Annotated in this window: 13 protein-coding genes; 3 read left to right on the plus strand and 10 right to left on the minus strand. The window is 75.0% G+C overall.

Going from position 1 to position 11,560, the window contains the following annotated elements:
* Nucleotides 1–60 precede the first annotated feature (60 nt).
* Together IE249_RS08660 and hypA are read left to right on the plus strand one after the other, a co-directional pair.
* Complete coding sequence (locus IE249_RS08660; protein ID WP_229857881.1) at nucleotides 61–660, plus strand: NifU-related iron-sulfur-binding protein; 600 nt, start codon at nucleotides 61–63, stop codon at nucleotides 658–660.
* Nucleotides 661–713: 53 nt separating this feature from the next.
* The gene (gene hypA / locus IE249_RS08665) at nucleotides 714–1,073 is read left to right on the plus strand and encodes a hydrogenase maturation nickel metallochaperone HypA (RefSeq protein ID WP_189704197.1); all 360 of its coding nucleotides are present in this window, start codon (nucleotides 714–716) and stop codon (nucleotides 1,071–1,073) included.
* Between the two features lie 108 nt (nucleotides 1,074–1,181).
* On the opposite strand, the gene hypE is transcribed toward hypA, so the two are convergent.
* The 8 genes from hypE to IE249_RS08705 form a co-directional block, all read right to left on the minus strand.
* Nucleotides 1,182–2,264 carry a hydrogenase expression/formation protein HypE gene (gene hypE, locus IE249_RS08670; RefSeq protein WP_308434318.1) on the minus strand — a complete coding sequence of 361 codons (1,083 nt, stop codon included), beginning with the start codon at nucleotides 2,262–2,264 and terminating at the stop codon, nucleotides 1,182–1,184.
* Nucleotides 2,257–3,450, minus strand: coding sequence for a hydrogenase formation protein HypD (hypD, locus tag IE249_RS08675; RefSeq protein ID WP_189704198.1), 1,194 nt, complete (start codon nucleotides 3,448–3,450; stop codon nucleotides 2,257–2,259). Before hypD ends, hypE begins: the two co-directional genes overlap by 8 nt.
* Nucleotides 3,447–3,779: a HypC/HybG/HupF family hydrogenase formation chaperone gene (locus IE249_RS08680; RefSeq protein WP_189704199.1), complete on the minus strand. Its 333-nt coding sequence runs from the start codon at nucleotides 3,777–3,779 to the stop codon at nucleotides 3,447–3,449. The genes hypD and IE249_RS08680 overlap by 4 nt, the downstream gene beginning before the upstream one ends.
* Nucleotides 3,780–3,825: 46 nt before the next feature.
* Complete coding sequence (hypF, locus tag IE249_RS08685) at nucleotides 3,826–6,186, minus strand: carbamoyltransferase HypF (RefSeq protein WP_189704200.1); 2,361 nt, start codon at nucleotides 6,184–6,186, stop codon at nucleotides 3,826–3,828.
* A complete protein-coding gene (hypB, locus tag IE249_RS08690) occupies nucleotides 6,183–6,959 on the minus strand; it encodes a hydrogenase nickel incorporation protein HypB (protein WP_189704201.1) in 777 nt (258 codons plus the stop codon). The genes hypF and hypB overlap by 4 nt, the downstream gene beginning before the upstream one ends.
* 63 nt (nucleotides 6,960–7,022) lie before the next feature.
* Nucleotides 7,023–7,625, minus strand: a complete 603-nt coding sequence (locus IE249_RS08695) for a hydrogenase maturation protease (RefSeq protein ID WP_189704202.1) — start codon at nucleotides 7,623–7,625, stop codon at nucleotides 7,023–7,025.
* Entirely contained in the window at nucleotides 7,622–9,331 is a 1,710-nt protein-coding gene (locus tag IE249_RS08700) for a hydrogenase maturation protein (protein WP_189704203.1), read from the minus strand. The genes IE249_RS08695 and IE249_RS08700 overlap by 4 nt, the downstream gene beginning before the upstream one ends.
* 66 nt (nucleotides 9,332–9,397) lie before the next feature.
* Nucleotides 9,398–9,610: a hypothetical protein gene (locus tag IE249_RS08705; RefSeq protein WP_229857882.1), complete on the minus strand. Its 213-nt coding sequence runs from the start codon at nucleotides 9,608–9,610 to the stop codon at nucleotides 9,398–9,400.
* A 158-nt stretch (nucleotides 9,611–9,768) separates the two neighbouring features.
* On the opposite strand from IE249_RS08705, the gene IE249_RS08710 reads away from it, so the two are divergent.
* Entirely contained in the window at nucleotides 9,769–10,137 is a 369-nt protein-coding gene (locus IE249_RS08710; RefSeq protein ID WP_189704204.1) for a transglycosylase family protein, read from the plus strand.
* Between the two features lie 103 nt (nucleotides 10,138–10,240).
* Here IE249_RS08710 and IE249_RS08715 read toward each other — a convergent pair whose 3' ends face one another.
* On the minus strand, nucleotides 10,241–10,843 hold the full coding sequence (locus IE249_RS08715) for a hypothetical protein (protein WP_189704205.1): 603 nt from the start codon (nucleotides 10,841–10,843) through the stop codon (nucleotides 10,241–10,243).
* A 23-nt stretch (nucleotides 10,844–10,866) separates the two neighbouring features.
* Nucleotides 10,867–11,560: diacylglycerol kinase family protein (locus tag IE249_RS08720; RefSeq protein WP_229857883.1), on the minus strand; the 694-nt coding region annotated here is incomplete at its 5' end.

Consider the following 11,560-nt stretch of genomic DNA (forward strand, 5'->3'; position numbering starts at 1 on the left):
ACACCGGCAACGGCAAAACCCTCACCACCCACCACACCCCCACCTACGGCCCCCAAACCCATGCCTGACACCACGACGACCGACATGGGCAGCGGGAGCCGGCTGGCGGACCCGGACGTCGAGGCGCGGCTCGCCCGCGTCGACGAGGTGCTGGCCGGGCTCGAGGACGCGCCCGGACCGAGCGTGCGCGCCGCGCTGGAGGCGGTGGGCCTGCTGACGGAGGTCTACGGAGAGGCGCTGGCCCGCGTGCTGGACCGGGCGGACGGCGAGTTGGCCCGGCGGCTGTCCGAGGACGAACTCCTCGGCCACCTGCTGGTGCTGCACGCGATCCACCCCGACTCCGCGGAGCACCGGGCGGCACGTGCGGTGGAGCGGCTGCGGCCGGCCGTGCGCGAGCGCGGGGGCGACGTGGAGTGGGCGGGCGTGGACGGACAGGTGGCGCGGGTGCGGGTGAGCACGGGCGGCGGATGCGGCTCGGGCTGCGGCAGCGGGTCGGGGGACGTCACCGAGGCGGTCCGTGCGGCGGTACTCGCCGCCGCGCCGGAACTGGCGTCGGTGGAGGTGCTGCCGAGCCCCGCCGAGCGGCGGGCGGCCCCGGCGTTCGTACCGCTGGAGACGCTGGCGCGCCGGGGTGCGGACCGGACGCGGGGGGCGCGGTGAGTACGGCGAGGGCGGTGCGCGCAGACGCGCGGCCGGCCGGACGGCGGTAGCCGGTGCACGAGTTGTCGATCGCCGAGGCGATCGTGGAGCACGCGGACGGCCTCGCCCGCGCCGATGGCGCGAGCACGGTGTCCGCGGTGAGGGTGCGGGTGGGCGAGCTGTCCGGGGTGGTGCCCGACGCGCTGGACTTCGCCTTCGAGGTGGCGCGTGAGGGCACCTCGCTGGCCGGCGCGCGGCTCGTGGTGGAGCAGGTCACCGCGGTGGCGTACTGCGGCCCGTGCGGTGAGGAGTTCGCGGTGGGCATGCCGCCGTTCTTCTGGTGCCCGCGGTGCGATCGCCCGTCCCGGGAGCTGCGCTGCGGGCGGGAGCTGGAGATCACCGGAATCGACGCCGGTCCGGACGGACCCACCTGACGGCCGTCGGGCCGGAGGCGAACTGCCGGAAGAGCGCGACCCCGCCGGTACCCGGGCACCGGCGGGGTCGTCGCGTGAGGGGACGGCCTGAGCGTTCGGCGTGAACGCTCAGCAGATGCGCGGCAGTTGTTCGCCGAGCGGCAGGTCGACCACGCGCGTGCCGCCGAGGGCGGTGGCGACCACGACCATGCCGGGGTGTTCGGCGACGCACTCGCCGATGAGGGCCGCCTCGCTCCCCTGCGGGTGGGCGCGCATCGCGGCGAGGACGGCCTCGGCCTCGGTGGGCGGCACGAAGGCGACCAGGCGGCCCTCGTTGGCGACGTAGAGCGGGTCGAGGCCGAGGAATCCGCAGGCGCTGACGACCGCGTCCGGGACGGGGATCGCGCGCTCGCGCAGCCGTACGCCGGTGCCGGAGGCGCGGGCGATCTCGTTGAGGGAGGCCGCGAGGCCGCCCCGGGTGGGGTCGCGCAGTACGTGGACGTCCGGGGTGACGGCCAGCATGGCGGCGACCAGGTCGGCCAGCGGCGCGGTGTCGCTGGAGATGCCGATGCCGAACTCCAGTCCCTCGCGCACGCTCATCACGGCCACGCCGTGCAGGCCGATCGGGCCGCTGACGATGACGGCGTCGCCGGGCCGGGCCCGCTGCGGGCGGATGTCCACCCCTTCGGGCACGAGGCCGATGCCGGCGGTGGTGACGTAGACACCGTCGCCGTGTCCGGCCTCCACCACCTTGGTGTCTCCGGTGGCGACGGTGACGCCGGCCGCCTCGGCCGCCGCGCCCATCGCGCGGGCGACCCGGTCGACGACGCTCAGCTCCACGCCCTCCTCCAGGACGAAGGCCGCGGAGAGGTAGGCGGGCCGGGCGCCGCTCATCGCCAGGTCGTTGACGGTCCCGTTGACCGCGAGGTCGCCGAGGCTGCCGCCGGGGAAGAACAGCGGGCGTACGACGTAGGAGTCGGTGGAGAACGCCAGCCGGGCGCCGCCGAGGTGGAGGACGGCGGAGTCGCCCATGGCGGCGAGGGTGGGATTGCCGTAGGCCGGGGCGAAGACGTCGTGGATCAGCTCGGCGGACAGGGCGCCGCCTCCGCCGTGCCCCATCACCACGACCGGCTGGTCGCGCAGCGGCGCCGGGCAGGTCCAGTTGGCGGGGTCGACGGGCGTCTCGGACGGGACGGAAGCGAGTTCAGCCAATGGAGTTCATCTCCTCCTGCGGGATGCGGGAGCCCCGCGCGGGGGCGCCCTGGCGGGCCGAGTCGCCCTGCGGGGCCGAAACCCCTTGCGGCGCCTGGCCGTTCATCCGGCGGTACAGGTAGTAGGCCGCGCAGGCGCCCTCGCTGGAGACCATGGTGGCGCCGAGCGGGGTGCGCGGGGTGCAGGTGGTGCCGAAGGCGGCGCACTCGGTGGGCTTGATCAGGCCCTGGAGGACCTCGCCGGCGCGGCAGACGGCGGGTTCCTCGGTGCGGATGCCGGAGACGTCGAAGCGGTGCTCGGCGTCGTAGGGGCGGTAGGCGTCGGACAGCCGCCAGCCGCTGGCGGGGATGCGTCCGATGCCGCGCCAGGAGCGGTCGGCGACCTCGAAGACCTCCTCCAGCATGCGCAGGGCGGCCGGGTTGCCGGCCTCGCGCACCGCGCGCGGGTAGGCGTTCTCCACCCGGTGCTCGCCGCGCTCCAGCTGGTGCACGGCGCGGCGGATGCCCTCGAGGATGTCGAGCGGTTCGAAGCCGGTGACCACGATGGGGACGCGGTGCCGCTCGGCCAGCTCCGGGTACTCGGCGGTGCCCATCACGCTGCACACGTGCCCGGCGGCCAGGAAGCCCTGCACACGGCAGGCGGGCGCGGTCATGATGGCCTCGACGGCGGGTGGCACCCGCACGTGGGAGACCAGGAGGCTGAAGTTGTCCAGGCCCAGGCGGCGGGCCTGGTGCACGGCCATGGCGTTGGCGGGCGCGGTGGTCTCGAAGCCGATGGCGAAGAACACCACCTGCCGTCCGGGGTTCTCCCTCGCCAGCCGCAGGGCGTCGAGCGGGGAGTACACCACGCGGACGTCGCCGCCCTCGCCCTTGACGCGGAACAGGTCGCGGTCGGTGCCGGGCACACGGAGCATGTCCCCGAAGGAGCAGAAGATCACGTCGGGGCGCGCGGCGATGTCCAGTGCCTTGTCGATGACCTCGAGCGGGGTCACGCACACCGGACAGCCCGGCCCGTGGATCAACTCGACCTCCTCGGGCAGCAGTTGGTCGATACCATGCCGGATGATCGAGTGGGTCTGGCCGCCGCAGACCTCCATCAGCGCCCACGGCCGGGTGACCGTGGCACGGATCTCGTCCAGCAGCCGCCGGGCCAGGTGGGGGTCGTTGAACTCGTCGATGTACTTCACCGTGCCTCACTCCCGCTCTTGTCGTGCGCGCTCTCGGGGTTGTGCGGGACCGCGTCCCCGGCCTGTTCGGCGGCCTGGCGCCAGGCGTCGCCGAACTCCTCCTCCAGCAGCCCCAGTTGCTCGAACAGCTCCAGGGACGCCCGGGCGGACGCCTCGTCCAGCCGTTGCAGGGCGAACCCGACGTGGACGATCACGTACTCCCCCACCCGGAGGTCGGGCAGGTACTCCAGACACGCCTGTTTCTGCACTCCGCCGAAGTCGATCACCCCGGTGAGCGGGTCGGCTCGGTGGTCGATGGACACGACTTTGCCGGGCACTGCCAGACACATGAGTCACTCCATGAGGTGTTGGACGGCCCGGGAGGGCCGGTTCGGGTCAGCCGGTCGGGGCGCGGCGCGGTGTGTGCGCCGCGACGACGAGCTGACCGAGGGCCAGTCCGCCGTCGTTCGCCGGTACTTCGCCGTGGCGCAGCACGGTCAGGCCGTCCGCGGCGAGCAGCGCGGCGCACTCCTCCTCCAGCAGGCCGTTGGCGAAGACGCCGCCGCTGAGGACGACGGTGGTCAGCCCGGTCGCCGTCCGGGCCCGCCGGCAGATCTCCGCCACGGCCCGCGCCAGGCCGCGGTGGAAGCGCGCGGCGAGGACCGGGGCGGGGGTGCCGCGCCGCTGGTCGGCCAGGAGCGCGCGCAGCATGGGCGCGGGGTCGCAGTCCAGCGGGCCCGGCCCGGTGGTGAACCCGAAGGGGTACGCCACCGGGTCCGCGTCCTGTGCCCCGGTGGCGGCCGCCTCCAGTTCGAGGGCGGCCTGGGCCTCGTAGCCCGCGCGGTGGCACACGCCCACCAGGGAGGACACGGCGTCGAACAGCCGGCCCATGCTGGAGGTCTGCACACAGGCCAGTCGGCGCTCCAACTGCCGTCGCAGTACGGTCAGTTCCTCCGGTGTGCAGGCGGCCACGCTGGGCAGGCCCGGGTCCCAGGGCAGGCCGGCGGCCCACAGCCGGGCCAGGGCGAGCCGGCAGGGGTTGGCGACGCCCGCGTCACCGCCGGGCAGCGGGGCGGGGGTCAGCCGGGCGAAGCGCCGGTGGCCGGCGTAGTCGGCGAGCAGTACCTCGCCGCCCCAGACGGTGCCGTCGTCGCCGTATCCGGTGCCGTCGAAGGCGACGCCGATGACGGGCGTGGCGCCGTCGAGGCCGTGCTCGGCCATCGCGGAGGCGATGTGGGCGTGGTGGTGCTGGACGAGCACGGGTTCGGGAACGGGGAGTCCGGCGGCCCGCTCGCGTGCCCAGCGGACGGAGTGGTAGCCGGGGTGCCGGTCGGCGGCGACCAGTTCGGGGGTGACGCCGGTCAGACGCAGCAGGTGCCGTTCGGCGCGCCGGGCGGCCTCGAGGGTGGCGAGGTCGCCCATGTCTCCGACGTGCGGGCCGAACCAGGCCAGCTCGCCCTCACCGAGGCAGGGCGCGTTCTTCAGGTCGCCGCCCACCGCGAGCGCCGGGCGCACGGTGACGGGCAGGCGCAGGGAGCGGGGCACATGGCCGCGGGAGCGGCGCAGCACCTGTTCGGTGCCGTCGGGACGCACCCTGAGAACAGAGTCGTCGCAGGGGGAGGCGATGGGCCGGTCGTGGGTGAGCCAGGCGTCGGCGATTCCGGCCAGCCGGGTCACTGCCTCCTCGTCGTCGGTGACGATGGGCTCGCCGGAGCGGTTGCCGCTGGTCATCACCAGCACGCGGGGGCCCGGCGGGTCTCCGGGCAGCCCCAGCAGCAGGGTGTGCACGGGGGTGTAGGGCAGGAGCACGCCGACGTGGGGGCTGCCGGGGCACACCTGGCCGGCGAGGCGGAGGGCGCCGGGCCGGGTGGCGCGGGGCAGCAGCACGATGGGCCGCCGGGGACCGGTGAGCACCGCCTGTTCGCGTTCGGTGAGGTCGGCGATCTCCCGCACGGTGCCGAGGTCGCGGCACATCACCGCGAAGGCCTTGCCGCCGCGTTCCTTGCGGGCGCGCAGGCCGGCCACCGCGGGGGCGTCGGTGGCGTCGCAGGCCAGGTGGTAGCCGCCGACGCCCTTGACGGCGACGATGCCTCCCGCGGCGAGCAGCGCCCGGGCCGCCGCCAGGGCCTCGCCGTCCCTGGCGGGCCGGGCGCCGCTGCCGGGGTCGGGCACCAGGCGCAGGCGCGGGCCGCAGTCGGGGCAGGCCACGGGCTGGGCGTGGAAGCGCCGGTCGGCGGGGTCGGCGTACTCGCGGGCGCAGGCGGTGCACAGGGGGAAGCCGGCCATGGTGGTGACCGGACGGTCGTAGGGCATGGCCGTGGCGATGGTGAAGCGGGGGCCGCAGTGGGTGCAGGTGATGAACGGGTGGCGGTGCCTGCGGTCGGCCGGGTCGGCCAGTTCGCGCAGGCAGTCGGCGCAGGTGGCGGTGTCGGGCGGGAGCTGGGTGCGGCCCGTGGACTGCGCGGAGGGACGGATGGCGAAGGGATCGGTGGTGCCGGTGGCCGGGAGGTCCTCGTGGCCGATGCCGGTCACGGCGGCCAGGGGCGGCGGCTGCTGGGCGAGCCGGTCGCAGAACCGCAGTACGCCGTCCGGTGGCCCCTCGACCTCGATGAGCACCCCGCTCGTGGTGTTGCTGACGAACCCGGCCAGCGCCAGATCGGCGGCCAGGCGGTGCACGTACGGCCGGAAGCCGACGCCCTGGACCGTGCCGCGCACGGTGAGCCGGCGGCGCACCGTGCCGGTGGCGGGCGTGGTCATGAGGCGGGCACGGATGCCGGATGGGGATGGGTGTGGGTGTGGCCGGGGGCGTCGCCGTGGGCGTCGTCGAGGTCGTGGCTGTGGGGGCGGGGCGCGAGGGGAGGGTGGTGCTGGGGGGCGCCGTCGCGGGCGGCGAGCGCGCGGTCGAGCACGGCGGCGACACCGTCGCCGGTGCGGGCGCAGGAACGTACGATCTCCACCCCGGGGTTGACGCGCCGCACGTTTGCGGTGAAGGCGTCCTCGTCGAAGCCGGCCGGTGCGGCCAGATCGGTCTTGGTGAGGACGACGAGGTGGGCGGAGCCGAAGGCGGTCGGGTACTTCAGCGGCTTGTCCTCGCCCTCGGTGACCGCCATCAGCACGATCCGCAGGGTTTCGCCGAGGTCGTAGGAGGCCGGGCAGACGAGGTTGCCGACGTTCTCCACGAACAGCACCTCGGTGCCGGCGGGCAGCCAGTCCTCCAGGTGTCCGCGCACCTGCCGCGCCTCGAGGTGGCAGAGCCCGTCGGTGAGCACCTGCCGCACCGGCGCGCCCGAGCGGGCCAGGCGCCGGGCGTCGTTCTCGGTGGCGAGGTCAGCGGTGAGCGCGGCCACCGGTACACCCGCGGCGACGGCGTGGGCCAGCACCCGGCCGAGGAGTTCGGTCTTGCCGCTGCCGGGGCTGGACAGCAGGTTGACCACCGCCACGCCCCGGCCGGCCAGGTCGGCGCGGAGCGCGGCGGCCAGGTCGTCGTTCTTCGCGAGGACGGCCTGCTTGACGTCGACGGACCGGCACATGGCACTGCTCCTCGGGGTCGGCTGGATACGGGAAGAGGGGGAGGGAAGGCGGACGCGGGCGCGTCACCGATCTTCGGCCGTGCCGGCCGTCAGGTGCGGGAGCGCAGCCGTGAGCGGCGGGGCCGATTCCTCCGGGCGGCCCAACGGGTCGGCGGCCGAGGGATCGGCGAGCAGCGCGGGGACCATGGTGTGCAGCGCCGTGACGGCCCCGCCGACGGCTTCGCGCACCGGGTCGCTGAGTCCGGGCGCGATGTCCTCCTCGCCGCTCGGCAGCCGCTGGGGTTCGCAGGCGAGGACCAGCACGCGGGGCAGCGGCCCGTCGCCCAGGTGGGCGGCCAGGGCCAGTACCTTGGCCGGGTCCATGCCGTGGGCCTCGGGCGGGGCCGCGCCGGGCCCCTCGCCGCCGGGAGGCTCCGCCTCGATGAGGGACAGGGTGCCCGGCCGGTGGCCGAGCGGGCAGGCGTCGACGAGTACGGCGGTGTCGTAGCCGTCGAGCAGTTCGTAGGCGAGGTCGAGGCCGCGGATGCCGAAGTCGCGCACGCGCACACCGGGCGGCAGGGGACGGTCCTCCAGGGCTCGGATCACCTCCGGTCCGAAGGCGTCGTCGGCGAGGAAGATGTTGCCGACGCCCGCGACCAGCAGCCGGGTGGGGGGCGGCGGCGTCATCGGGTGCCTCCGGTGAGCGGGTCGGCGGCCGGGCTCAGGGGGCGGGCGGAGCCGCTCGGGACCTTGCGCACGAACGCCGAGCGCAGCGCGTGGTAGGGGGCGTCCGGGTCGGAGAAGATGGCGTGCATGCGGGCGAGTTCGGCCTCGCGGCAGGCGGCGAGGGGGCGTACGGCCTCGTCGCGTTCACGTGCCGCCGCCTTGGCCTCGATCCGCCGGCCGAGGCCGGGGGCGCCGGCGAGTTCGGTGGCGAGGCGGTCCACCTCGGCGGCGAAGTCGGCGGCGGGGACGGGGACCAGACGGTCCACCAGGCCGATTCCGGCGGCGGTGCGGGCGCTGACCGGGAGGGCCTCGGTGGTCAGCCGCTCGGCGGTGGCCGCACCCACCCGGCGCGGGAGGCTGTGGGTCCAGTACTCGGAGCCGTACAGGCCCATCCTGCGGTAGTGGGGGTTGAGGACGGCGCCCGTGCGGCACCACACCTCGTCGGCGGCGAGCGCCAGCATGACGCCGCCCGCGGCCGCGTTGCCGCCGAGCGCGGCGACGACGAGCCGGTCGGTGGTGCGCAGCACGGCCTCGACCACGTCGTCGATGGCGTTGAGGTTGGTCCACGACTCGGCGGCCGGGTCGGGGGCGGCCTCGATGACGTTGAGGTGGATGCCGTTGGAGAAGAAGTCGCGGGTGCCGCCGAGGACCAGGACCGAGGTGGGGCGGGTGAGCGCGTAGCGGTATGCGGCGAGCAGCCTGCGGCACTGGCCGGTGCTCATCGCACCGCCGGGGAAGGAGAAGGCCAGGAAGCCGGCGTCGCCCCGCTGCCGGTACCGGATGTCGCTGAACGTCCGCCTGCCGGGCGGGAGTTCGAGGGGGACGGGCGACTCGGGGAGGTCGAGCGCGCCGAGCACGCAGGTGGCCGGGCGCTTGAACGGGGCGGGGTCGCCGGAGTTCTTGCGCGGCCTGAGCTCGGGGATCCACACCGCGCCGTCGCGGGTGGCCCGGCACACGGCGCCGGCCCGGGCGGCGAGCAGTTCTCCGGGGCGTCCGCGCAGTTCGTCCTCGGGGTGGCCGCCGTGCAGGAAGACCTCCCGGCCGAGCAGTTCGTCGAGCACGCCGGGCTGGGAGTCGGCGCCGCGCAGTTTGCGCAGTACGGTCTCGGTGCCGTCGTGGTCCCAGTCGATGCGCCGCCGTTCCTGGCGCAGGGGGTCGCGCCAGACGACGCGGAGGGAGGAGTCGTTCTGCCGGCGCGGCTTGAACGCGCCGTCCGCGTACCGGCCCACCGCCTGCAGCACGGCGGCGACGGCGGCGTCGGAGGCCTCGTTGCGGTAGAGGTCGCTCTTGCCCACCGGGGCGGTGGGGAACGCTGCGGACGCCCAGATGTCGCCGGCGTCCATGGCGGCCTCGGCCTGGAGCACCGTGACGCCCCAGTGGCCCGCCCCTTCGGCGATGGCCCAGTCGAGGGACGAGGGGCCGCGGTCCCCCGGGGGGCCGGGGTGCACGATGAGACAGGTGTGCTCCCGCCAGATGTCCTCCGGCAGGGCCGTCTTGAGCATCGGGGCGATGATCAGCTCGGGCCGCGTCCCGGCGACGGCGGCGCGGACGGCGTCGGGGCCGTGGGAGGCGAGGACGACGTCCACCCGGTGCCCGTGGTCGGACAGTTCGGCGTAGACACGCTGGGACAGGCTGTTGAACGCGCTGGCGACGAGCAGAATGTCCATGACGCGGCATAGTGGCCGCTTCGGCGGATGCCGGGAAGGACCCCGGCGGCGTTTCGCCGGGCTCGGTCAGGTCTCTTCCTCCATCCGGATCGAATCGCGCAGGTCCTGGAAGGCCTGGCCGGGCCTGTCCTTGTTCATCTCCAGCAGCGCCCTGGCGATGGCGTCGAGTTTGCGCTGGATGGCGTGTTCGGCGCGCATCTCGGAGTTCTTCAGCAGGGCGAGCACGAGCAGGGTCACGGCGGTCATGGACTCGCCCGCGAGCAGCAGCTCCACGTCCACGTGGGCCGCGTGGACGGCGACGAAGAAGCGCGGCGGCCCCCGGCGAGGACGCTTCGAACAGCTCGCGGACCCGCTTTGTCCGCCCGGCGTGCCGCTTCGTCGCGCCGCCCGGCGCGCCTCCTGGCTACTTTCTGTTCATATGATGTAACAGTCTGCACATGATCTTGCAGCAGAACATCGACAGCGCCCCGGGCCGTCACCCTCGCCGCCGTCAGGCTGTGCGCGGGGTCCTGCTGGCCGCGGCGACCACCGCCGCGCTGGCCTGCGCACCGGCGGCGACCGCGCTCCCCTCGGGCGGATACGGCGCCGACTGGGACTCCATCGCCGCCTGCGAGTCCGGCGGCAACTGGAAGGCCAACACCGGCAACGGATACTACGGCGGGCTGCAGTTCGCCCAGTCCAGCTGGATCGCGGCGGGCGGACTGAAGTACGCCCCCCGCGCCGACCTCGCCAGCCGGGCGGAACAGATCGCGGTGGCCAGACGACTGGCCGCGCTCCAGGGAATGTCGGCCTGGGGCTGCGCCTGAGGCGGGCTTCGTTTGAGGCGGCTTCGTTTGAGGCGGGCTTCGCCTCAAGCGGGCTTCGCCTGAGCAGACGGCACCCGAGGCGGGCTGCGCCCGAGGCCGGCGGCTACGTCGGCCTCGGCCCGTCCGGCGGGCCCGGGCTCGGTCCGTCCGGCGGGCCCGGCCTCGGGGTCGCGCGGGCCGCTGTCTCGGCTCGCGCGACGCGCTCCATGAGGAGGGCCCGCCGCCTCGGATACCAGACGAGGTCCAGTACGCAGAGGACGAGCAGCAGCCACGACGCGACCGCCTCGCCCGCCGACCCGGTCAGGGTGTCGCTGACCGCGAGGGCCAGTGACAGGACACCGACCGCCGCGACCACCCACCGGCGGAGCTGGTCCTCCGCGCAGACCCGGCGCAGACCCTCGGCGTACCCGAGGACGGCCGGCGCCAGCCGGGCGTCGCCGATCGGCTCTCCGTGCCGGGTGGCGCGCACCACCGCCGCCCGGTCGTCGGGGGCGAGTTCGCGGGCGCCGGGCCAGGCGCGGCCCAGGCGGCGGGCGGTCCTGATGCCGTGCAGGGGCGTGAGCACCACGACGACCACGGCCGCGGCCACCCACGACGCCGACTCGATCAGCACGAAGGCCGCGAAGAAGACCCCGGCGGCCAGCCCGGCGCCCAGGGCCCTGCGAACGGGACCCGCCTGCCACACCACGCCCGGAACAAGTGCCACGCGTCCATGCTGACAGCCGGGGTTCAGGACAGCACGGCGAGCGCGCCCGGCAGCACCCGGGCGGTGACGGGGAGTACGGCGTCCACCTCGCCGTCGGCACCGTAGGGAACGGCGCGGTCGGCCTCGACCGTGATCTCCCTGCCCCGCAGGACGCGCACCTCGGGACGGGCCACGTGGGCGCCCGTCTTCAGCTCGTTCATCATGGCGAAGAAGAGCCTGCGCGGCGCTTCCGGGATCATCACCACGTCGAGCAGACCGTCGTCGAGGCGGGCGCCGGGGGCGATCATACGGCCGGACCCGTAGTACGCCGAGTTGGCCGCCACCACCGTGTAGCCGCGGTGGGTGTGCTTCTCGCCGTCGACGGTGACGTGGAAGGTGGCCGCCCGCCAGGAGGCCACGGCCCGCAGCCCGCCGGCGTAGTACGAGGCGGAGCCGCGCAGCAGGCGGGACCGGTTGGCATGCCGGTTGGCGAGTGCGTCGACGCCCGCGTACACGCTGCCGAGGACCACCGTGCGCGGGTGGACGGCCGATTCCACCTCGATGGTGTCGACCCTGCGCGGGGCGTGGTCGAGCAGCACGCGGGCCAGCGCGGCCGGCTCGGTGGGCAGGCCGAGGGCGCGGGCGAAGTCGTTGCCCCGGCCGGCCGGGACCAGCCCGAGGACCGTGCCGGTGCCGCTGAGCGCGCCGCCGATACCCCCGGCGATGCCGTCGCCGCCC

This window comes from Streptomyces anandii JCM 4720, from assembly GCF_014650655.1.
Classification (GTDB): Bacteria; Actinomycetota; Actinomycetes; order Streptomycetales; family Streptomycetaceae; genus Streptomyces; species Streptomyces anandii.